The sequence below is a fragment of the Klebsiella sp. 4_1_44FAA genome (assembly GCF_000238715.1).
In the GTDB taxonomy this organism is placed as follows: Bacteria; Pseudomonadota; Gammaproteobacteria; order Enterobacterales; family Enterobacteriaceae; genus Klebsiella; species Klebsiella pneumoniae.
This window is the reverse complement of sequence record NZ_JH414804.1, coordinates 66,003-87,631: the sequence shown is the minus strand read 5'-3', so window position 1 is coordinate 87,631 and position 21,629 is coordinate 66,003. Positions and strand designations below refer to the sequence as shown.

17 protein-coding genes and 1 pseudogene are annotated in these 21,629 nt (G+C 57.1%); 10 read left to right on the top strand and 8 right to left on the bottom strand.

The features are described from left to right. Nucleotides 1–240 precede the first annotated feature (240 nt). The gene (locus HMPREF1024_RS06315; RefSeq protein ID WP_002886707.1) at nt 241–447 is read left to right on the top strand and encodes a DUF1107 domain-containing protein; all 207 of its coding nucleotides are present in this window, start codon (nt 241–243) and stop codon (nt 445–447) included. Nucleotides 448–508: 61 nt separating this feature from the next. Here HMPREF1024_RS06315 and HMPREF1024_RS29200 read toward each other — a convergent pair. The 3 genes and pseudogenes from HMPREF1024_RS29200 to msrA form a co-directional block, all read right to left on the bottom strand. Further along, nucleotides 509–640, bottom strand: a pseudogene (locus HMPREF1024_RS29200) (helix-turn-helix domain-containing protein); the annotation flags it as partial. Between the two features lie 69 nt (nt 641–709). Continuing rightward, nucleotides 710–2,047, bottom strand: a complete 1,338-nt coding sequence (locus tag HMPREF1024_RS06320) for a hemolysin family protein (RefSeq protein WP_002886718.1) — start codon at nt 2,045–2,047, stop codon at nt 710–712. Nucleotides 2,048–2,227: 180 nt separating this feature from the next. After that, nucleotides 2,228–2,866, bottom strand: coding sequence for a peptide-methionine (S)-S-oxide reductase MsrA (msrA, locus tag HMPREF1024_RS06325; protein WP_002886721.1), 639 nt, complete (start codon nt 2,864–2,866; stop codon nt 2,228–2,230). 208 nt (nt 2,867–3,074) lie between these two features. Between msrA and tamA the strand changes: the two genes are divergently transcribed. From tamA to HMPREF1024_RS06340, 3 genes are read left to right on the top strand one after another with little or no spacing between them, the layout of a single operon-like run. Next, a complete protein-coding gene (tamA, locus tag HMPREF1024_RS06330) occupies nt 3,075–4,808 on the top strand; it encodes an autotransporter assembly complex protein TamA (RefSeq protein WP_009309321.1) in 1,734 nt (577 codons plus the stop codon). Next, complete coding sequence (gene tamB, locus HMPREF1024_RS06335) at nt 4,805–8,581, top strand: autotransporter assembly complex protein TamB (RefSeq protein WP_009309320.1); 3,777 nt, start codon at nt 4,805–4,807, stop codon at nt 8,579–8,581. Before tamA ends, tamB begins: the two co-directional genes overlap by 4 nt. Nucleotides 8,582–8,583: 2 nt before the next feature. Beyond that, on the top strand, nt 8,584–8,928 hold the full coding sequence (locus HMPREF1024_RS06340) for a gamma-glutamylcyclotransferase (RefSeq protein ID WP_002886724.1): 345 nt from the start codon (nt 8,584–8,586) through the stop codon (nt 8,926–8,928). Between the two features lie 37 nt (nt 8,929–8,965). Here HMPREF1024_RS06340 and HMPREF1024_RS06345 read toward each other — a convergent pair whose 3' ends face one another. From HMPREF1024_RS06345 to ppa, 3 genes are all read right to left on the bottom strand, one after another. Continuing rightward, nucleotides 8,966–10,132: a hypothetical protein gene (locus tag HMPREF1024_RS06345; RefSeq protein WP_009309319.1), complete on the bottom strand. Its 1,167-nt coding sequence runs from the start codon at nt 10,130–10,132 to the stop codon at nt 8,966–8,968. Nucleotides 10,133–10,287: 155 nt separating this feature from the next. Then, on the bottom strand, nt 10,288–11,475 hold the full coding sequence (locus tag HMPREF1024_RS06350; RefSeq protein WP_009309318.1) for a hypothetical protein: 1,188 nt from the start codon (nt 11,473–11,475) through the stop codon (nt 10,288–10,290). 74 nt (nt 11,476–11,549) lie between these two features. Next, nucleotides 11,550–12,080: an inorganic diphosphatase gene (gene ppa / locus HMPREF1024_RS06355; RefSeq protein ID WP_002886766.1), complete on the bottom strand. Its 531-nt coding sequence runs from the start codon at nt 12,078–12,080 to the stop codon at nt 11,550–11,552. Between the two features lie 403 nt (nt 12,081–12,483). On the opposite strand from ppa, the gene ytfQ reads away from it, so the two are divergent. From ytfQ to yjfF, 4 genes are all read left to right on the top strand, one after another. Then, nucleotides 12,484–13,440 (top strand): galactofuranose ABC transporter, galactofuranose-binding protein YtfQ, encoded by a 957-nt coding sequence (ytfQ, locus tag HMPREF1024_RS06360; protein WP_002886769.1) that lies wholly within the window; start codon nt 12,484–12,486, stop codon nt 13,438–13,440. Nucleotides 13,441–13,563: 123 nt separating this feature from the next. After that, nucleotides 13,564–15,066 (top strand): galactofuranose ABC transporter, ATP-binding protein YtfR, encoded by a 1,503-nt coding sequence (gene ytfR / locus HMPREF1024_RS06365; protein WP_004177669.1) that lies wholly within the window; start codon nt 13,564–13,566, stop codon nt 15,064–15,066. A gap of 10 nt (nt 15,067–15,076) precedes the next feature. Then, nucleotides 15,077–16,102 carry a galactofuranose ABC transporter, ATP-binding protein YtfT gene (ytfT, locus tag HMPREF1024_RS06370; RefSeq protein WP_009309317.1) on the top strand — a complete coding sequence of 342 codons (1,026 nt, stop codon included), beginning with the start codon at nt 15,077–15,079 and terminating at the stop codon, nt 16,100–16,102. Beyond that, entirely contained in the window at nt 16,089–17,087 is a 999-nt protein-coding gene (gene yjfF / locus HMPREF1024_RS06375) for a galactofuranose ABC transporter, permease protein YjfF (RefSeq protein ID WP_004178367.1), read from the top strand. Before ytfT ends, yjfF begins: the two co-directional genes overlap by 14 nt. 42 nt (nt 17,088–17,129) lie before the next feature. On the opposite strand, the gene fbp is transcribed toward yjfF, so the two are convergent. After that, nucleotides 17,130–18,128, bottom strand: coding sequence for a class 1 fructose-bisphosphatase (gene fbp / locus HMPREF1024_RS06380; RefSeq protein ID WP_002886827.1), 999 nt, complete (start codon nt 18,126–18,128; stop codon nt 17,130–17,132). A gap of 175 nt (nt 18,129–18,303) precedes the next feature. On the opposite strand from fbp, the gene mpl reads away from it, so the two are divergent. Together mpl and HMPREF1024_RS06390 are read left to right on the top strand one after the other, a co-directional pair. Continuing rightward, the gene (gene mpl, locus HMPREF1024_RS06385; protein WP_002886886.1) at nt 18,304–19,677 is read left to right on the top strand and encodes a UDP-N-acetylmuramate:L-alanyl-gamma-D-glutamyl-meso-diaminopimelate ligase; all 1,374 of its coding nucleotides are present in this window, start codon (nt 18,304–18,306) and stop codon (nt 19,675–19,677) included. A 68-nt stretch (nt 19,678–19,745) separates the two neighbouring features. Continuing rightward, the gene (locus HMPREF1024_RS06390) at nt 19,746–20,273 is read left to right on the top strand and encodes a GNAT family N-acetyltransferase (protein ID WP_002886889.1); all 528 of its coding nucleotides are present in this window, start codon (nt 19,746–19,748) and stop codon (nt 20,271–20,273) included. Between the two features lie 43 nt (nt 20,274–20,316). On the opposite strand, the gene HMPREF1024_RS06395 is transcribed toward HMPREF1024_RS06390, so the two are convergent. After that, complete coding sequence (locus tag HMPREF1024_RS06395; protein ID WP_009309316.1) at nt 20,317–21,525, bottom strand: aldose 1-epimerase family protein; 1,209 nt, start codon at nt 21,523–21,525, stop codon at nt 20,317–20,319. Nucleotides 21,526–21,629 lie beyond the last annotated feature (104 nt).

Sequence of the window (21,629 nt, the reverse complement as noted above, 5' to 3'; positions counted from 1 at the left end):
CAATGAGGATGCCAGTTTGCGTGTTGACGCACAAATTAGTCGTAAAACGGCGACTTATACTTACTTCATCGTATGTCTGAAACGAAAATTCTGAATTATTGTCATCAAAGGGTAAATAAACTTATACATACTGGGTCCCTCTGAGATTCTGGACTATAGTTTTAGGGCATTAAAATTTGCGCTCCCAAGACGTGGGCTAACTGTGGCACCACAAGAGCGTAACCCTGGCAGGAGAGAAGAATGAAAATTTTCCAACGCTACAATCCGCTGCAAGTGGCGAAGTACGTGAAGATCCTGTTTCGTGGACGGTTGTACATCAAGGACGTTGGCGCATTTGAATTTGATAAGGGCAAAATCCTTATCCCGAAGGTCAAGGACAAGCTGCATCTGTCAGTGATGTCCGAAGTCAATCGTCAGGTGTTGCGTCTGCAAACTGAGATGGCATAACCTGGCACGTAGCAGTACGTAGTAGGTAAAAGACGGCTCCCGATGGGAGCCGTTGATGTTTTTAGCCCTTCATTTCCGCATAGCGTTTGCGATATTCGCCCGGTGGGATGCCGTTATGTTTACGAAACAAGCGGGTGAAATAGACCGGATCGCTGTAGCCCACCGATAAAGCAATTTTGTTAAGTGGGAGTGTGGGATAACCATTTGGGCCATAAAAAAGGGCGGATGGTCATCCGCCCTTAGGAGAGAGAAAAGATTACGCTCAGGCGTTCTGGCTTTCCGCCGTTTCCGCCTGCTTCGGCACCAGCACCGTTGGCTTGTTATCGATGCGGGTCACCAGCAGCTGGTCGATACGGTAGTTATCGATATCCACGACCTCAAACTTATAGCCGGAGAACTTCACCGCGTCGGTGCGTTTGGGGATTTTACGCAGCATAAACATCATAAAGCCGCCGATGGTCTCGTAATTCCCGGACTGCGGGAACTCGTCGATATCCAGCACGCGCATCACGTCATCAATCGGCGTACCGCCATCGATCAGCCACGAGTTTTCATCGCGGGCGACGATCTGCTCTTCCAGCCCCTGGCCGACGAGGTCGCCCATCAGGGTGGTCATGACGTCGTTGAGAGTGATGATCCCGACCACCAGCGCGTATTCATTCATGATCACCGCGAAGTCTTCCCCGGCGGTTTTGAAGCTTTCCAGCGCTTCCGACAGGGTCAGGGTGTCCGGCACGATCAACGTGTTGCGGATCTGTACGCCGCCGGTCAGCACCAGGCTCTGGTTCGCCAGCACGCGGTTCAGCAGATCTTTTGAATCGACGTAACCGATAATGTGGTCGATATCTTCATTACAGACGAGGAACTTCGAGTGCGGATGTTCGGCCACTTTATTCTTCAGGCTCTGCTCGTCTTCGTGCAAATCAAACCAAATGACGCTTTCACGCGGGGTCATGGAGGAAGGAACGGTGCGGGACTCCAGCTCGAACACGTTCTCAATTAGCTCATGCTCCTGCTTGCGCAGCACCCCGGCCAGCGCGCCGGCCTCGACCACGGCATAGATATCATCGGAAGTGATATCGTCTTTCCGCACCATCGGCAGTTTGAAGATGCGGAAGATCATGTTGGCCATGCCGTTAAACAACCACACCAGCGGGCGGAAGACTAACAGGCAGAAGCGCATCGGGTTGATGATGCGCAGGGCCACTGTTTCGGGCGCAATCATACCGATGCGTTTCGGAGTCAGGTCAGCAAACAGGATGAACAAGCTGGTGACCAGGGTAAAAGAGATGATGAAGCTCAGCTGCTCGGAGAGCTCCGGTGACAAATACCCGCTGAGCAGGCTATGAAACGCCGGTGAGAAAGCCGCGTCGCCCACAATACCGCCAAGAATGGCGACGGCGTTGAGGCCAATCTGCACGACGGTAAAGAAGGTGCCCGGGTTCTCCTGCATCTTCAGCACCCGCTGTGCGTTGACGTTGCCTTCATCGGCCAGCAGTTTCAGTTTGATTTTACGTGAGGCAGCCAGTGAAATTTCCGATATCGAAAAAAACGCACTGACGGCTATCAGACAGAGTATTACTAAAATACTGTTTAACATATCTTTTCTGACCGTTGAGGCCAGATCCTCGGAAGGGAAGTTGATAACTCAAATGTGGAATACATAAAAAACCGGTCCGAAGGCGCTGGACCGGCTGTCACACTGGCTAGTATAGCGTAAGGGAATGTAAAGCCGCCAGAGCGTTCATTGACCGCCTCGCTGTTGAGGCGGAAATCAGAATTACGCCTGAGGCGGCAGGCAGACGCCAATGCCGCCGATGCCGCAATAGCCGTGCGGGTTTTTATACAGATACTGCTGGTGATCGTCCTCGGCATAGTAGAACGGTTTGGCGGTGGCGATCTCGGTGGTGATGTGACGGGTATCGTGCGCGTCGTTCATCGCCGCCTGGAAGCGCGCGAGGCTGGCCTTTGCCGCCTCCGTCTGTTCCGGGGTCAGCGGGTAAATCGCCGAGCGGTACTGGGTGCCGTGGTCGTTACCCTGCCGCATACCCTGCGCCGGGTCGTGATTTTCCCAGAACACCTGCAATAACTGCTCATAGCTAATCACCTGCGGATCATAAACCACGCGTACCGCTTCCGCGTGACCGGTCTGACCGCTGCACACTTCGCGATAGGTCGGATTGGGCGTATAGCCGCCAGTGTAACCTGCGGCGGTGCTGTAAACCCCCGGCAATTGCCAGAACAGGCGCTCAACTCCCCAGAAGCAGCCCATGGCGAACAGCGCCACTTCCATCCCCGCCGGGACGTTGGTCATCGAGTGGCCGTTAACTGCGTGGAGCGTCGCCACTGGCATGGGGGTATTGCGTCCAGGCAGCGCATCCGCCTGGGCGACAAGATGCGTTTTATCAAATAGACTCACGGTTGGCCTCTCAATACAGAAATCGTCGTTAAGGTTGTAACGAAGCGTGTCTTTTAACACAATAAATACGCGTAATACGTCTAGATTAATACATAAGAATTATTTGGGTTATTGCCACTTTTTCAACCCTATGTTGTTAGGGTTTTGTTAAGCCGTGGAGCGGCGCCAGTGTTTCCTGTAGAGGAAACAGGGATATTCAGGAGAAAATGTGCTAAAAATCCGCCAGTTATGTGTCACCAGCCTTTTGCTGGTCAGCGGGGTCGCCAGCGCAGCGAATGTGCGTTTGCAGGTTGAGGGATTATCCGGGGAGCTGGAGAAAAACGTTCGCGCCCAGCTTTCCACCATCCAGAGCGATGAAGTCACGCCGGATCGTCGCTTTCGCGCGCGCGTCGATGACGCCATTCGCGAAGGTCTGAAAGCGCTGGGTTATTACGAGCCGACGATTGAATTTGATTTGCGTCCGCCGCCGAAAAGGGGACGTCAGGTGCTGATCGCCAAAGTGACCCCGGGAGAACCGGTGCGCATTGGCGGAACCGAGGTGATTCTGCGCGGCGGCGCCCGCACCGATAGCGACTACCTGGCGCTGCTGAAAACGCGCCCGGCCATCGGGACGGTGCTCAACCACGGGGATTACGACGGCTTCAAGAGCTCGCTGACCCGCGTCGCCCTGCGCAAAGGCTACTTTGACAGCGAGTTTCTTAAGAGCCAGCTCGGGGTCTCCCTCGACCGTCATCAGGCGTTCTGGGATATCGATTACGACAGCGGCGAACGCTATCGCTTTGGCCACGTCACTTTCTCTGGCTCGCAAATCCGCGATGAATACCTGCAAAACCTCGTGCCGTTTAAAGAGGGCGACTACTACACCTCGCAGGACCTGGCCGAGCTAAACCGCCGCCTGGCGGCGACCGGCTGGTTCAGTTCGGTGGTGGTGGCGCCTGATTTTGCTAAGTCGCGGAAAACCAAGGTGCTGCCTCTGCAGGGCGTTGTCTCGCCTCGCAAAGAGAACACCGTGGAAACCGGGGTCGGCTATTCCACAGACGTCGGTCCGCGGGTGAAAGCCACGTGGAAAAAACCATGGGTCAACTCGTATGGCCACAGCCTGACCTCCAGCGTCAGCCTCTCCGCCCCGGAGCAGCAATTCGATTTTACCTATAAAGTCCCACTGCTGAAGAGCCCCCTCGAACAGTATTATCTGATGCAGGGCGGTTTTAAGCGTACCGACCTCAATGATACCCAGGCCGACTCTACCACCCTGGGGGTCTCGCGTTTCTGGGAGATGTCGAGCGGCTGGCAGCGAGCGATTAACCTGCGCTGGAGCCTGGATCACTTTACCCAGGCGAACGTCACCAACACCACCATGCTGATTTATCCTGGGGTCTCGGTGAACCGCACTCGCTCCCGCGGCGGCCTGATGCCTACCTGGGGCGATTCCCAGCGCTACTCGGTGGACTACTCCAACACCATGTGGGGCTCGGACATCAACTTCATCTTGATGCAGGCCCAGGACGTCTGGATCCGTACCCTCTATGACCGCCACCGCTTTGTGGTGCGCGGCAACCTTGGCTGGATCGAAGCGGACAACTTTGACAAGGTGCCGCCAGATCTGCGTTTTTTCGCCGGGGGCGATCGCAGTATTCGCGGCTATAAATACAAATCTATCTCGCCGAAGGATGATGACGGCAAGCTGATCGGGGCCTCGAAGCTGGCGACCGGCTCGCTGGAGTATCAGTACAACGTCAGTGGTAAATGGTGGGGCGCCGTGTTTGTCGATAGCGGCGAAGCGGTCAGCGATATTCGCGAGAGCGATTTCAAAACCGGCGCCGGGGTAGGCGTGCGCTGGCAGTCGCCGGTGGGGCCGATCAAGCTGGATATCGCCCGGCCGATCGGCGACAAAGAAGAGCATGGTTTACAGTTTTACATCGGTCTGGGGCCTGAATTATGAGTTTATGGAAGAAGATAAGCCTCGGCGTCTTAATCGTGTTGGTGCTCCTGCTGGGCACCGTCGGGTTCCTGGTGGGGACCACCACCGGCTTGCATCTGGTGTTCAAAGCGGCGGATCGCTGGGTACCGGGGCTGGAAATCGGCAAAGTGACCGGTGGCTGGCGTGATTTAACCCTCGATAATGTTCGCTACGAACAGCCCGGCGTGGCGGTGACCGCCGGTCAGTTTCACCTCAGCGTCAGGTTGCGCTGCCTGTGGGACAGCAGCCTGTGCGTAAACGACATCGCGCTGCGCGATATTTACGTCGCCGTCGATACCAAGAAGATGCCGCCCTCAGCGCCGGTCGAGGAAGAGGACAGCGGGCCGCTGAATCTCTCCACTCCTTATCCGATCACCCTCAGCCGCGTCGCGCTGCATAACGTCAACGTCAAAATCGATGATACCGCGGTCTCTGTACGCGACTTTTCCACCGGCCTGAACTGGCAGGAGAAAAATCTGACCCTGACGCCGACCTCGCTGCAGGGGCTGCTGATCGCCCTGCCTAAGGTGGCGAAAGTGGCGCAGGAGCAGGTGGTTGAGCCGAAAATTGACAACCCGCAGCCGCAGGAAAAACCGCTCGGCGAGACGATGACCGACCTCTTCTCGCAGCCGGTGCTGCCGGCGATGACCGATGTCCATCTGCCGCTGAACCTCAATATTCAGGCGTTCCGCGGCGAGCAGCTGCGCCTGACCGGCGATACCGATATCACCGTGTATAACCTGCTGCTGAAAGTCAGCAGTATCGACGGCCAGATGAAGCTCGACGCCCTTGATATCGACTCCGATCAGGGCAAGGTTAGCGCCTCGGGCAGCGCGCAGCTGCAGGATAACTGGCCGGTGGACATTACCCTCGCCGGAACCCTGAACGTCGACCCAATGAAAGGGGAGAAGGTGCAGCTGAAGGTGGGCGGCGAAGTGCGTAAAACGCTCAAAGTCGGAGTGGACTTAAGCGGGCCGGTCGCGGCCACGCTGCGCGCGGATGCGCAGCTGGCGGAGGTAGGGCTGCCGCTCAATATGGAGCTGAAGAGTAAGCAGCTCGCCTGGCCGTTCAGCGGCGAGAAGCAGTTTCAGGCCGACAATGTCCAGCTGAAGTTCAGCGGCAAAATGACCGACTATGCGCTGGCCTTCTCCACCGCGGTGAAAGGTCAATCGCTGCCTCCGGCGAAAATCGCCCTCAACGCCAAAGGCAATGAACGGCAGATCAATCTCGACAAGCTGACGGTCAACGCCCTGGAAGGGAAAACCGAGCTGAAGGCGCTGCTCGACTGGCAGCAGGCGATCAGCTGGCGCGGCGAGCTGACCCTCGACGGCATCAACACCGCCAAAGAGGTGCCGGACTGGCCGTCAAAGCTTAACGGCCGGATCAAGACCCAGGGCAGCCTGTACGGCGGCAGCTGGCAGATGTCGGTGCCGGAGCTGAAAATTACCGGCAACGTGAAGCAGAACAAAGTGGATGTGGCGGGCTCGCTGCAGGGTAACAGCTATCTGCAGTGGAAAATCCCGGGACTGCATCTGGCGTTAGGCCCGAACAGCGCTGATATCAAAGGCGAGCTGGGGGTGAAGGATCTTAATCTCGACGCCACCATCGATGCGCCGCACCTGGATAATGCGCTGCCGGGGCTCGGCGGGACGGCGAAGGGCTTGGTAAAAGTGCGCGGCACTGTCGATGCGCCGCAGCTGCTGGCCGACATCACCGCCCGGGCGCTGCGCTGGCAGGAGCTGACCATCGCCCAGGTCAACGTCAAAGGGGATGTGAAATCCACCGATCAGATTGGCGGTAACCTGGACGTGCGGGTGGATCGCATCAGCCAGCCGGGGGTCAATATCAGCCTGGTGCAGCTCAATGCCAAAGGTACAGAGAAACAGCATGAGCTGCGGCTACGCGTGCAGGGCGATCAGGTTTCCGGCCAGCTGACGCTGGCAGGCAGCTTCGATCGTCAGGCCGAACGCTGGAAGGGCTCGCTGAGCGATACCCGCTTCCAGACGCCGGTGGGGCCGGTAGCGCTGACGCGCAGCATTGCGCTGGACTATCGCAATCTGGAGCAGAAAATCAGCATCGGGCCACACTGCTGGACCAACCCGAACGCCGAGCTCTGCGTGCCTGAAACCATTGACGCGGGTGCCAGCGGACGGGCGCGGGTGAATCTCAACCGCTTCGATCTGGCGATGCTCAAGCCGTTTATGCCGGAGGCGACCCAGGCCAGCGGCGTGTTTACTGGTAATGCCGATGTGAGCTGGGACACCACCAAAGAGGGACTGCCGCAGGGCAAAGTGACCCTCAGCGGGCGCAACGTCAAGGTGACCCAGGTCGTCAACGACGCGCCGTTGCCGGTGGCGTTCGATACGCTTAACCTCAGCGCCGACCTGCACAACAATCGCGCCGAGCTGGGCTGGCTTATCCGCCTGACCAACAATGGTCAACTGGATGGGCAGGTGCAGGTTACCGACCCGCAGGGGCGGCGTAATCTCGGCGGCAATGTCAATATCAGCAACTTCTCGCTGGCGATGATCAACCCGATTTTCGCTCGTGGTGAAAAGGCAGAGGGAAGGCTCAACGCCCGTCTGCGTCTGGGCGGCAATGTGAAAAGTCCGCAGCTGTTCGGCCAGATGCAGCTGAGCGGGGTGGATATCGACGGCAACTTTATGCCGTTTGATATGCAGCCGAGCCAGCTGGCGATGAACTTCAACGGCACGCGCTCGACCCTGCAGGGGACGGTGAACACCCGCCAGGGGCAAATCGCCCTCAGCGGTAACGCCGACTGGACGCAGATCGATAACTGGCGGGCGCAAATTGCGGCGAAAGGCAGCCGGGTGCGGATCACGGTGCCGCCGATGGTGCGTCTCGATGTATCGCCGGATGTGGTGTTTACCGCCACGCCAAGCCTGTTCAATCTCGACGGCAAAGTGGATGTGCCCTGGGCGCGGATCGTGGTCAACGAGGTGCCGGAGAGCGCGGTCGGCGTCTCCTCTGATGAAGTGATGCTGGATAAAAACCTCAAGCCGATTAAGCAGCAGAGCGCCGGTATCCCGATCAACAGCAACCTGACCATTCACGTCGGCAACAACGTTCGTCTGGAAGCCTTCGGCCTGAAAGCGCGTCTGACCGGTGATTTGAAAGTGGCGCAGGACAAGCAGGGGCTGGGCCTCAACGGGCAGATTAATATTCCTGACGGCCGTTTCCACGCCTATGGTCAGGACTTGATTGTCCGCAAAGGGGAGCTGCTGTTCTCCGGTCCGCCGGATCAGCCGTTGCTGAATATCGAAGCGATTCGTAACCCGGATGCCACCGAAGACGATGTGATCGCCGGCGTTCGCGTAACCGGCTCCGCCGATCAGCCGAAAGCGGAGATCTTCTCTGATCCGGTTATGTCCCAGCAGGAAGCGCTGTCTTATCTGCTGCGCGGTCAGGGTTTGAGTAGTGGTCAGAGCGATAGCGCCGCGATGACCTCAATGCTTATTGGTATGGGGGTTGCACAAAGTGGTCAGGTTGTGGGTAAAATCGGCGAGACGTTTGGCGTAAGCAACTTGGCGTTGGACACCGAAGGGGTAGGCGATTCTTCCCAGGTGGTGGTCAGCGGCTATGTACTGCCGGGTCTACAGGTAAAATACGGGGTCGGTATCTTCGATTCCCTGGCGACGCTGACTTTACGTTATCGCCTGATGCCTAAGCTATATGTGGAAGCGGTGTCTGGCATCGACCAGGCGCTCGATTTGCTCTATCAGTTTGAGTTTTAGCAATGCGAATATTTGTTTACGGCAGTTTACGACGCAAACAAGGCAACAGCCACTGGATGACCAACGCCCAGTGGCTGGGCGCTCATAGTGTCGACGATTATCAGCTGTACAGCCTGGGCCACTATCCAGGCGCGGTGCCCGGCGAAGGCACAGTACATGGTGAAGTTTATCGTATTGATGCATCGACGCTGGCCGAACTGGATGCGCTGCGCACCAAGGGGGGCGAGTATGCGCGCCACCTGATTCAGACGCCTTACGGCAGCGCATGGATGTATGTCTATCAACGTTCCGTTGAGGGTTGTACGTTGATAGCGAACGGCAACTGGTTGGATCGCGACCAGTATTAACCACGACAGCGCCACCTTCGGGTGGCGTTGTTTTTTATTACTTCAGTTCCCATGGCGTCATTCTGGCGCCCTGACGTCTGGCATAACGTAATATGGCCTGATGTACCTTCACTCTACCGGCCACCCGACGTGACAGGGGATGGGCAATCATACGGACAAACTCCATCACTATTAACAGCAGGTTAATCGGGAGCTGGGTGCCTGTCAGCCTGGTAAGCATTTCACGATAAAATGGCCAACTGCCCAGATTAAGCATGGGGTCGTGCAGTTTGATGGTGAGCGTAAAAAACATCACTATGAGTACGAGGCCGTACGCGATTTTATAAATTGATGCCATCTGCTGATTGCCGGGATGAAAGGGGCTATTTTTTAAATAAACACTGCCATCACTGACATTGTATAACGCCTGAAGATCATCGTATCCATGCCGGCGTGCGGCGATAACCCAGTCCCCATCGGCAAGAAATGGCGGGCGACAACGATTATTCAGGGCATTGCTCAGCCAGGTCAAGCGCGCTGAAAAAAACGAGTGACGAGTCGCCAGCTGAAAACAGGCACCTTCTTTGATAAAATAAGGCCTTACCCTCGTAGCGATCCATATTTGATAATAACTATTCAGAATCACGCCTTCTTCAAGCGCAAATTCTTTTGGCAGCGCTATCTCGTTGTTGGCCGATGGTGGATGCTTTTCAGAAGTAGCGGGTAGAATTTCCAGACGCTGACAGAATGAAATATCGCCTTGCTTCGTTCGCTGCATTTTCGCATTGAGAACACGTAACCTGAGTGAGAAATTGCAAGAGCAAAAAGAGAAGATGCCGAAGGGATTCACCAACATTGTGATAAAACATAATAATAAAAAAATATCCAACCATGGAGCACAAGCGAGAATGATCAAGCAAACAAAAAAGACCAAGCCGACAGGTCGAAGAAGCTTTTTAATACTCAGCGGCTGCCGGGATGGTTCGAGCAAAATGTGGCCATCGCTTAACCAGTGGATCCAGTAACTGCCATCCTTTAGGCGGCAAGTGCCGATATGTAGCGGCTGGCCGAGCCTCAGACGGTCAAAAAGCGAGGGGTCTTTAAAATGGCGTTTATCGGTATAAAAGGCATGCTCGCCTGCAATGAGGCGTAAATAGCTTTGCTCTTCCGAGGCGGCAGTGGTGAAGCCGGTAAAATTCACGGTGAAATAATGGGTCTGTTTCACAAGGTTCCTTCCTTGATGAAATGATGGTGTTTTACGTATCACGCGTTGCCGACCCACTCCTTACCAGAGCGGGAGATGATCCTTCGCCAGCCACATCGCGGAAGCCAGCGTCGTCAGCGCGAGGAATAATAATCGTCGTGTTGGGGTGCTGAACATTACATGATCTCCTCGAGCGCGGTATGGCGGGCCGCTCCCTGCAGGTAGTGCCGCATCGCCGAGCGCATCTTCATCCAGTCAGCCACCCGGTGTGACAATAACCAGGCCGTCGGGCCAATCAGCTCCAGTACCGCCAGGATCCCGCCGAAACTGAGTAATAATAGGGACAGCATGTCCAGTGAATCCTGAATTAACCACCCAAATCCCCTGGCTGGTTTGTATGGGTTATTTAGCGACATGCCGAGTATGAGGAGGTACATCACCAGCACCATGCCATAAAACAGGTTATAGACTAGCGACATTTGCCGGTCACCGGGATAACAGGGATGATTTTTCAGAAAAGCGCACCCGTCGCTGACGTTGTATAACGCCTGGACGTCGTTATCTTTCCGTTGGTAGACGACGACTATCCGATCGCCGATAGCGAGAAAGGGCGGTTGACGGCGGTAAAAAAAGGGATGCAGGCCGAAGTTGGCGAAGCCGTTCTGCCAGAAGAAGGCCAGCGGCGCCGTGTCGCATTGTATCCCAACGCCATGGTATTCCCGCGTTGGGTTCCCCGCGAACCATTTCTTAAAAATGATATTGCTAATTTTTCCCGTCCGGACGGCATAGCGTTCCGGCAGGGCTTGCGTAAAAGGCTTCGCCGACTGGCGGAGGGTTTGCGCCGTAGTCGGTAGCGGCTGGCAAAAGGAAAAGTCGCGGCGGCGGGCCTGCGCCATCTTCGCCAACAGATCGCGCATGGCGGGGTGCATTTTTAGCGCCCGGTGGAACAGTAGCTCGCAGAGGCCGGTTAACAGTGCGATGAAGGCCAGTATCGCGATAATGCCGAAGCCGAACCTTCCCCATTCTGAGGTGCTCATCATGAGCGGGATAAGAGCGACGATGAGCGTCAGCAGGCTGATACTCAGCAGCGGCCGGGCCCAGCGCTTTACCCGTTGACTGGGCTCAAGGAGCGTTTCGCCATCGCTGAGCCAGTGGATCCAGTAACTGCCGTTGTCCAGGCGGCGGACGCCAAGGTGCAGAGGCTGATTGATCGTCAGGCGGTCAAAAAGCGAGGGGTCGTTAAAATAGCGTTTATCGGTATAAAAGACATGGTCGCCGGCGATAAGACGCAGATACCCCTGTTTTTCACAGGCGGCGGTCGTGAAGCCAGAAAAGTTAAGGGTGAAAGAGCGAACGCTTTTCACGGGACACCCTCCATGGTGTTATCGCGGCTATCCGTGCCGCAATCAGGCAGGGGATGACCCTGCCTGAGACAGAATTACTTCTGCTTAGCGCGCTCGAAAGAGGCAACGATTTCGGCTTTCGCCGCTTCCGCGTTGTCCCAACCGTCGACTTTAACCCACTTGCCTTTTTCCAGATCTTTGTAGTGCTCAAAGAAATGAGTGATCTGGGCTTTCAGCAGTTCCGGCAGGTCGTTCACATCGTTGATGTGATCGTATTCTTTGCTCAGCTTGGTGTGCGGTACGGCAACCAGTTTCGCATCTTCACCAGATTCGTCGGTCATCTTCAGAACGCCAACCGGACGGCAGCGGATCACGGAGCCCGGCTGCAGCGGGTACGGAGTCGGGACCAGCACGTCAACCGGGTCGCCGTCCAGGGACAGGGTGTGGTTGATGTAGCCGTAGTTGCACGGATAGAACATTGCCGTGGACATGAAACGGTCAACGAACAGTGCACCGCTCTCTTTGTCGACTTCGTATTTGATAGGATCTGCGTTCGCCGGGATTTCGATCACGACGTAGATGTCTTCCGGCAGATCTTTGCCCGCAGGTACGTTGAGTAAGCTCATGTCTGTTTCCTTTAAAATGTATGGCAAACAAGTGCTCGGTATTATAGCCAACTCACATCGAAAGTCTTCGCTTCTTTTTCCCGATATCGCCGCAGAGTGCTCCGAATTTTTCGCGTAATAATGACATGAAAATCCATAAACATAGCCACATCATGAATAAATTTATGTAACCGTTTTCATTGCATGTGATTGATTTATCATACTGCTTAAAAAAACGTCATAAACCGCAACAGCCGCGCTCCCTGCGAAGCCTTATCGGCTCTCCGCTGGGCAGTAGGGCCGACATTAACATCTCATTTACTTTTTTGAAGTGTGATGTAACGCATTCAGTTACATCACCGATTGTCTATAGTTTGTCCGCAGGTGAGACTTTAACCAACAATAACCCTACGAGGATACCCTTATGTGGAAGCGCTTACTTCTTGTCACAGCAGTTTCCGCAGCTATGTCGTCTATGGCGATAGCTGCCCCGCTAACCGTAGGTTTTTCGCAGGTCGGTTCTGAATCCGGCTGGCGTGCGGCGGAAACCAGCGTCGCGAAAGAGGAGGCCGCCAAGCGCGGTATCACCCTGAAGATCGCTGATGGTCAGCAAAAACAGGAAAACCAGATCAAAGCAGTGCGTTCCTTTATTGCTCAAGGGGTCGACGCGATCTTCATTGCGCCGGTGGTGGCCACCGGCTGGGAACCGGTGCTGAAAGAGGCGAAAGAGGCCAAGATCCCGGTTTTCCTCCTCGACCGTTCCATTGATGTTAAAGATAAAGATCTCTACATGACCACCGTGACCGCCAACAACGTGCTGGAAGGCCAGCTGATTGGCGACTGGCTGGTGAAAACCGTCGACGGTAAGCCGTGTAACGTCGTTGAACTGCAGGGCACCGTTGGGGCCAGCGTGGCCATCGATCGTAAGAAAGGCTTCGCCGACGCGATTGCCAAAGCGTCGAATATCAAAATTATCCGCTCCCAGTCCGGTGACTTCACCCGCAGTAAAGGGAAAGAGGTCATGGAGAGCTTTATCAAAGCTGAGAATAACGGCAAAAACATCTGCATGGTGTTCGCTCATAACGACGATATGGCCATCGGCGCCATCCAGGCCATTAAAGAAGCTGGCCTGAAGCCGGGCAAAGATATTCTGACCGGCTCCATCGACGGCGTGCCGGATATCTATAAAGCGATGATCGCCGGAGAAGCCAACGCCAGCGTCGAGCTGACGCCAAATATGGCCGGCCCGGCGTTTGATGCGCTGGAGAAATACAAAAAAGACGGCACCCTGCCGGAGAAGCTGACCATTACCAAATCGACGCTGTACCTGCCGGATACGGCGAAAGAAGAGTTAGAGAAGAAGAAAAATATGGGCTACTGAGTGGGGAGCCCCTCATTCCATCCCTCCCCCCGGTGGGAGAGGGTAAAAAGCAGCGTTCCAGAAACCCCGGGAAGCCCAGCGCGACCCGGGGTAACCTGACATCATTTGAAGGTGACATCGATTATGAGCGCCGAGGCACACCAGGAGATCCTTCGCACCGAAGGACTTAGTAAATTCTTCCCCGGCGTTAAGGCGCTGGATAACGTCAACTTTAGCCTGCGGCGCGGCGAAATCATGGCCCTGTTGGGCGAAAACGGCGCCGGAAAATCGACGCTGATCAAAGCGCTCACCGGCGTTTACCATGCCGATCGCGGCACTATCTGGCTGGAAGGCCAGGCTATTTCGCCCAAAAATACCGCCCATGCCCAGCAGCTGGGGATCGGCACCGTCTACCAGGAAGTGAACCTGCTGCCTAATATGTCGGTGGCGGATAACCTGTTCATCGGCCGTGAGCCGCGGCGGTTTGGTCTGCTGCGACGTAAAGAGATGGAGGCCAGGGCGACGGCGCTGATGGCCTCCTACGGCTTTTCCCTCGACGTGCGCGAGCCGCTGAACCGCTTTTCGGTGGCGATGCAGCAGATCGTCGCTATCTGTCGGGCCATCGACCTGTCGGCCAAGGTGCTGATTCTCGACGAGCCCACCGCCAGCCTCGATACCCAGGAGGTGGAGATGCTGTTCACCCTGATGCGCCAGCTCAGGGATAACGGCGTCAGCCTGATCTTCGTCACCCATTTTCTCGACCAGGTCTATGCGGTCAGCGACCGCATCACCGTGCTGCGTAACGGCACATTTGTGGGCTGCCGTGAGACCCGCGAGCTGCCGCAGATTGAGCTGGTGAAAATGATGCTGGGTCGCGAACTGGACCACAATGCCCTGCAGCGGGCGGGCCGTACCCTGCTGAGCGATAAACCGGTAGCGGCGTTTGAAGGCTACGGTAAAAAAGGAACCATCGCCCCGTTCGACCTGCAGGTCCGCCCGGGAGAAATTGTAGGCCTCGCCGGCCTGCTGGGTTCCGGACGCACGGAAACCGCCGAGGTGATCTTCGGCATTAAAACGGCGGACAGCGGGAAGGCGTGGATCAAAGGCAAACCTCAGACCCTGCGCTCCCCGCATCAGGCTTCCTGCCTCGGGATCGGCTTCTGTCCTGAAGATCGCAAAACCGACGGCATTATCGCCGCCGCTTCGGTGCGGGAAAATATCGTTCTGGCCCTGCAGGCGCAGCGCGGCTGGCTGCGGCCGATCCCCCGGCGTGAACAGAACGAGATCGCCGAGCGCTTTATTCGCCAGCTGGGGATCCGTACCCCGAGCGCCGAGCAGCCGATCGAGTTTCTCTCCGGCGGCAATCAGCAGAAGGTGCTGCTCTCCCGCTGGCTGCTGACCAAACCGCAGTTCCTGATCCTCGATGAGCCGACCCGCGGCATCGACGTCGGCGCCCATGCGGAAATTATTCGCCTGATTGAAACCCTCTGCGCCGATGGCCTAGCGCTGCTGGTTATCTCTTCTGAACTGGAGGAGCTGGTGGGTTACGCCGATCGGGTCATTATCCTGCGCGATCGCCGACAGGTGGCGGAGATCCCGCTCGCCGAGCTCTCTGTTCCGGCGATCATGAACGCTATTGCGGCATAAGGAGTAACCCATGATGCCTCGATCTCTTTCGCAAACCGGCCCGGAGAAGCGACGCTTCACCTGGCCGAAGGGCACCCCGCAGATTATTGCCCTGCTGCTGGTTCTGCTGGTAGACAGCCTGGTGGCGCCCCATTTTTATCTGGTGGTGCTCCAGGATGGCCGCCTGTTTGGCAGCACGATCGATATTCTCAACCGCGCCGCGCCGGTGGCGCTGCTGGCGATTGGCATGACGCTGGTGATCGCCACCGGCGGCATCGACCTGTCGGTAGGGGCGGTGATGGCGATTGCTGGCGCGACGGCCGCCTCGATGACCGTCGCCGGGCACAGCCTGCCGGTGGTGCTGTTGGCCGCGCTGGCCGCGGGCGCGCTGGCCGGATTGTGGAACGGCATCCTCGTGGCGGTCCTTAAGATCCAGCCCTTTGTGGCGACGCTGATCCTGATGGTGGCCGGGCGCGGGGTGGCGCAGTTGATCACCGCCGGGCAGATCGTCACCTTTGATTCCCCGGCCCTGGCGTGGCTCGGCAGCGGATCGTTTCTGCTGTTTCCGACGCCGGTGATCGTCGCCGCAGCTACGCTGCTGCTGTTCTGGCTGTTTACCCGTAAAACGGCGCTGGGCATGTTTATTGAGGCGGTAGGGATCAACATCCGCGCGGCGAAAAACGCCGGCGTCAATACCCGCATCGTGGTGATGCTGGCCTATGTCCTGAGCGGCGTCTGCGCGGCGATCGCCGGGATCATCGTGGCGGCGGACATCCGCGGCGCGGATGCCAATAACGCCGGGCTATGGCTTGAGCTGGACGCCATTCTGGCGGTGGTCATCGGCGGCGCCTCGCTGATGGGCGGGCGCTTTAACCTGCTGCTCTCGGTGGTGGGGGCGCTGATTATCCAGGGAATGAACACCGGGATTTTGCTCTCCGGCTTCCCGCCGGAGCTCAACCAGGTGGTGAAAGCGGTGGTGGTGCTGTGCGTACTGATTGTCCAGTCGCCGCGCTTTATCGGTTTACTGAAAGGGGTACGCGGCCATGATAAAACGTAATTTACCATTGATGATCACCCTTGCGGTGTTTGTGCTGGGCTACCTCTACTGCCTGACCCAGTTCCCCGGTTTTGCCTCAACGCGGGTGATCTGCAATATCCTGACGGATAACGCCTTCCTCGGGATCATCGCCGTGGGCATGACCTTTGTGATCCTCTCCGGCGGGATCGATCTGTCGGTGGGGTCGGTGATCGCCTTTACCGGCGTCTTCCTCGCCAAAGCGATTGGCTTTTGGGGAATTTCGCCGCTGGTGGCCTTTCCGCTGGTGCTGGTGATGGGCTGCGCCTTCGGCGCGTTTATGGGGCTGCTGATTGACGCCCTGAAGATCCCGGCCTTTATCATCACCCTCGCCGGCATGTTCTTCCTGCGCGGCGTGAGCTATCTGGTGTCAGAGGAGTCGATTCCGATTAACCACCCAGTGTACGACACCCTGTCCGGGCTGGCATGGACCATTCCCGGCGGCGGTCGTCTCAGCGCCATGGGACTGCTGATGCTGCTGGTGGTGGTGGCCGGTATTTTTGTCGCCCATCGCACCCGCTTTGGCAACCAGGTGTATGCCATCGGCGGCAACGCCATGTCGGCGAATCTGATGGGGATCTCGACTCGCAGCGCCACGATCCGTATCTATATGCTCTCCACCGGACTGGCGACACTGGCCGGGATTGTCTTTTCCATTTATACCCAGGCGGGCTATGCGCTGGCGGGCGTCGGCGTCGAGCTGGATGCGATTGCCTCGGTGGTGATCGGCGGTACGCTGCTAAGCGGTGGCGTCGGTACCGTGCTGGGAACGCTGTTCGGGGTGGCGATCCAGGGGCTGATTCAGACCTACATCAACTTCGACGGCACCCTCAGCTCATGGTGGACGAAAATCGCCATCGGCATTTTGCTGTTTATCTTTATCGCGCTGCAGCGTGGTCTGACCGTGCTGTGGGAAAATCGGCAAAATGCGGCGGTGACGCGGGTGAGCGGGGCGGGGAGTCGCTAAGAAATGCTCCTCCCGCAGGCGCGGGAGGAGCGGGCAGGGCGCTTAGGCGTCCGGGAACGCTTTAATAAAGTTCTCGACGTCTTCTACCATGTGGTTGTTGCCGACGAAGAAGGAGCGACGCTGATGCAGGCTTTCCGGGATAATATCCAGAATACGCTCTTTACCGTCGCTGGCCTTACCGCCCGCCTGTTCGGCGAGGAAGGCCATCGGGTTGCATTCATACAGCAGGCGCAGCTTGCCTTCCGGGTGGCTGGCGGTGCTCGGATAGAGATAGATGCCGCCTTTCAGCAGGTTGCGGTGGAAGTCCGCCACCAGCGAGCCGATATAGCGTGAGGTATAAGGACGCTGAGTCGCTTTGTCCTCTTCCTGACAGTACTTAATGTACTTCTTCACGCCCTGCGGGAATTTGATGTAGTTGCCTTCGTTGATGGAGTAGGTATTGCCCTTCTCCGGGAAGCGCATGCGCTCCTGGCATAGACAGAAGACGCCAAGGGACGGGTCGTAGGTGAAGGCGTGAACGCCGCAGCCGGTGGTATACACCAGCATCGTCGACGATCCGTAGACCACATAGCCCGCGGCCACCTGCTTGTTGCCCGGCTGCAGGAAGTCTTCTTCTGTCACCGGCGTGCCGACAGGCGTCACGCGGCGGTAGATAGAGAAGATCGTACCGACAGATACGTTAACGTCGATGTTAGAGGAGCCATCCAGAGGGTCCATCAGCACCACGTATTTGGCGTGTTCACACCCTTCGAAGACGACAATCTCATCTTCTTCTTCAGAGGCGATCCCGGCAACAATATCGCGTGCTCGCAGTGCGGCTTTTAATTTTTCATTAGCGAACAGATCGAGTTTTTGCTGAACCTCGCCCTGAACGTTTTCAGCACCGCTGGCACCCAGGATATCGACCAGACCGGCCTTGTTGATATCGCGGTGGATGATCTTGGCGCCCAACTTTATTGCTGACAACAAAGCAGTCAGCTCACCGGTGGCGTGGGAGAACTCGTGCTGCTTTTCAACAATAAACTCACCTAACGTTTTCATAACTCGTTCCCTGCATTTTTATGTTGAGTAAAACGAACGCAACAATCTTAACAAAGAATCAAAAAAGTGCGCACAGGTGAATCGCGCCAGCAAAATACAGATTCGCCTGAAATGCATTTCGCCAGGGCCCGGGATATGGGTAAAATGTGCCCCGGATAAGAAAAGGAAATGACGAATGCGCATTCATATTTTAGGAATCTGTGGCACGTTTATGGGGGGGCTGGCCATGCTGGCGCGCTCCCTCGGTCATGAGGTAACGGGGTCGGATGCTAACGTCTATCCGCCGATGAGCACCCTGCTGGAAAACCAGGGGATTGATTTAATTCAGGGCTATGACCCCAGCCAGCTGGAGCCCCGGCCGGACCTGGTGATCATCGGTAACGCCATGACTCGCGGCAACCCGTGCGTTGAAGCGGTGCTGGAAAATAATATTCCCTATATGTCCGGCCCGCAGTGGCTGCACGACTTCGTGCTGCGCGATCGCTGGGTGCTGGCCGTCGCCGGGACCCACGGCAAAACCACCACTGCCGGCATGGCGACCTGGATCCTTGAAGCCTGCGGCTATAAACCGGGGTTCGTGATTGGCGGCGTTCCGGGCAATTTCGACGTCTCCGCGCGCCTGGGCGACAGCCCGTTCTTCGTCATTGAAGCCGACGAATATGACTGCGCCTTCTTCGACAAGCGCTCCAAGTTTGTTCACTACTGCCCGCGGACGCTGATCCTCAACAACCTTGAGTTCGACCACGCGGACATCTTTGATGACCTGAAGGCGATTCAGAAACAATTCCACCATCTGGTGCGCATCGTGCCGGGCAAAGGCAAAATTATCCTGCCGGAGAACGACATCAACCTGAAGCAGGTGATGGCGATGGGCTGCTGGAGCGAGCAGGAGCTGGTGGGCGAGCAGGGCCACTGGCAGGCGAAAAAACTGAACGCCGACGCCTCGCAGTGGGAAGTCTTACTCGACGGCGAAAAGGTCGGCGAAGTGAAGTGGGCGCTGGTCGGCGAGCATAATATGCATAACGGCCTGATGGCGATTGCCGCGGCGCGTCACGTCGGCGTGCTGCCGGCGGATGCCGCGAACGCGCTGGGCAGCTTTATCAACGCCCGCCGTCGCCTGGAGCTGCGCGGCGAAGCCAACGGCGTCACCGTGTATGATGATTTCGCCCATCATCCGACGGCAATCCTCGCCACGCTGCAGGCGCTGCGCGGTAAAGTAGGCGGTACCGCGCGCATTCTCGCCGTGCTGGAGCCGCGCTCTAACACCATGAAAATGGGCGTCTGCAAGGACGATCTGGCGCCGTCTCTCGGCCGCGCCGATGAAGTGTTCCTCCTGCAGCCGCAGCATATTCCGTGGCAGGTGGCGGAAGTGGCGGAAGCCTGCGTCCAGCCGGCCCACTGGAGCGCCGACGTCGATACCCTGGCGGAGATGGTGGTCAAAACCGCCCACCCGGGCGACCATATCCTGGTGATGAGCAACGGCGGCTTCGGCGGTATTCATCAGAAGCTGCTGGATAAGCTGGCGCAAAAAGCGGCCGCGGCTGAATAAGCGCGTACGCCTCCGGTAACTGCCCTCCGCGTGAGGGCAGTTTTATTTTAGCTACCAGGAATTGTGTGATGCTGACCTGCGAAAGCGTACGTTCTACCGACTCGCCCCATTTCGCCATGCTGGACGCGCTTTACGCGCGCGCCTTTCCGTGGCACGAGCAGCGCGAAAGCGAGGCCAAACGTCAGGCGCTGAGCCACCCGCGCTACGCGCTGGAAGCATGGTTCGATGAAGGCGTCTTTGTCGGCCTCAGCGGCTGCTGGCAGTTTGCCGGCTACGGTTATATCGAACATCTGGCGATTGACGACACGCTGCGCTCCCGCGGCTATGGTAAACAGCTGCTGGCGCAGATCCTGACGCGCGCCCCGCTGACCATTCTGGAAATCGATCCGCTAACCACGGCCATCGCCCATAAACGGCTGCGCTTTTATCAGTCGATGGGGTTCCATGCTAATCCCTGGGCGCATCATCACCCGAGCTATCATCAGGGCATTGCGGATCATGAGCTGCTGGTGCTGAGCTACCCGCAGCCGATCGATGAGCGGCAGTATCAGCAGTTTGCCCGGGATCTCGGGCACGAGGTGATGGGGCGGGAGTAGCCCGGCTCGGCGTACCGCTCCGGGCATTCGACTGGCGGCGCTGTTACTCTTTGGCGATCGGCGTCTCGTTCTCCGCGACTTTGTTATCGCCCTGAATCTTAGCGATTTTCTGCTCAACGGCGGCTACCTGGGCGCTGTCGCGCAGCAGGGTGTAGGTTAGATCAAACTGCGCGCTGGCGCCCGGCTGCAGCTGCTTCACGCGTTTTTGCTCGCGTTCAATGGTCACCGGATAGGCGTAGCTGGTCCCCGGCTCGATACCGGTGACATAGCCCTGCTTGACGGTATCGGTGTTTTTCCACAGCGTCAGGACCGGCAGCTGACGGGTATCAAACTGAATAGAGGCCCCTTTATCGCCCGCTTTGTTGACCACCGCGGCCAGGGTCTGGTGATTTTCATCGGCCAGCGGCTGAATATTAAATACCATCTCGTCAAAATCTTTGGTCGGTCCCTGATAGGTCTGCCAGGTTTTTAACCCGCTCTTCGCGTAATCATTGAACGGGCTGATGCTGGACATCGGGGCGAGGAAGCGCGCGCCTTCTTCGAGGATCGGGGTGCCGAAGTTGCTGTGGTAGATGATCTGATAATCATGCGGATAGTCGGCATGGTTGGTTAAGACGTCATGTAAGCTGAAGCTGTTGCTACCCGGCACGTAGCGCAGTTCGGTCAGGGTCTGCAGATCGGCTTTTTTAAAGGTGCTTTCTTTCACCAGCCCGCGGATGCGGATTTCATACGGCGCGCTGTCGGCCACCTCCACCTCCACCAGAGAGGCCGGCGTGTTGCCCGCCTTGCCGTGTAGGGTATAAATTTGCCCGTCCGCGGTCACCGGATGGCCGGTCCATTCATAGCCGCAGCGGACCATCATCTCGTTGAATCCTTCCAGCCAGCCGAGGCCATTGCGGCTTTCCAGGTTGATAAACGCCGGGTTGACGACCTCTTTAACCGGCGAATCCCAGCCCATCCGGCTGCCGAAACCCTCAATACGCAGCAAGTTCATGCCGCGTGTCGGGCTCAAGGTAATGGTCAGGCCGTCTTTACTGTGAATGGTAAGGATTTTGCTGCCTTCCTGCTTACCGCCGTGCAGGACTTTCTGCTCAATGCTGAACGCATGATCTTTCACCTTCAGCTGATCGCTGTTGATCTGCCAGTTTCCTTTATCCATCCCCTCTTCAGCGTTCGTCAGCACCCATGTTTTTGCCGCGGCCGAGCCGGAAACCAGCAGGGCGATCGTCGTCAGAACCAATGTCTTTTTCATTTTTATTCCCTTTTTGCTGAATCGATTGTGTCATTGACGTGTGAAATCTACCGGCATGGGGGTGATTAAAATGTGAAGCGCCTCACCTGGTGAGAAAGTGGCCG

What these genes read in the sequence shown, in the direction of transcription:
- tamB (WP_009309320.1), top strand. Translation starts at nt 4,805, where the DNA reads ATGAGTTTATGGAAGAAGATAAGCCTCGGCGTCTTAATCGTGTTGGTG.
- mpl (WP_002886886.1), top strand. Translation starts at nt 18,304, where the DNA reads ATGCGCATTCATATTTTAGGAATCTGTGGCACGTTTATGGGGGGGCTG.
- ytfR (WP_004177669.1), top strand. Translation starts at nt 13,564, where the DNA reads ATGAGCGCCGAGGCACACCAGGAGATCCTTCGCACCGAAGGACTTAGT.
- HMPREF1024_RS06320 (WP_002886718.1), bottom strand. Translation starts at nt 2,047, where the DNA reads ATGTTAAACAGTATTTTAGTAATACTCTGTCTGATAGCCGTCAGTGCG.
- yjfF (WP_004178367.1), top strand. Translation starts at nt 16,089, where the DNA reads ATGATAAAACGTAATTTACCATTGATGATCACCCTTGCGGTGTTTGTG.
- ytfQ (WP_002886769.1), top strand. Translation starts at nt 12,484, where the DNA reads ATGTGGAAGCGCTTACTTCTTGTCACAGCAGTTTCCGCAGCTATGTCG.
- ytfT (WP_009309317.1), top strand. Translation starts at nt 15,077, where the DNA reads ATGATGCCTCGATCTCTTTCGCAAACCGGCCCGGAGAAGCGACGCTTC.
- HMPREF1024_RS06395 (WP_009309316.1), bottom strand. Translation starts at nt 21,525, where the DNA reads ATGAAAAAGACATTGGTTCTGACGACGATCGCCCTGCTGGTTTCCGGC.
- HMPREF1024_RS06315 (WP_002886707.1), top strand. Translation starts at nt 241, where the DNA reads ATGAAAATTTTCCAACGCTACAATCCGCTGCAAGTGGCGAAGTACGTG.
- HMPREF1024_RS06340 (WP_002886724.1), top strand. Translation starts at nt 8,584, where the DNA reads ATGCGAATATTTGTTTACGGCAGTTTACGACGCAAACAAGGCAACAGC.
- HMPREF1024_RS06390 (WP_002886889.1), top strand. Translation starts at nt 19,746, where the DNA reads ATGCTGACCTGCGAAAGCGTACGTTCTACCGACTCGCCCCATTTCGCC.
- fbp (WP_002886827.1), bottom strand. Translation starts at nt 18,128, where the DNA reads ATGAAAACGTTAGGTGAGTTTATTGTTGAAAAGCAGCACGAGTTCTCC.
- ppa (WP_002886766.1), bottom strand. Translation starts at nt 12,080, where the DNA reads ATGAGCTTACTCAACGTACCTGCGGGCAAAGATCTGCCGGAAGACATC.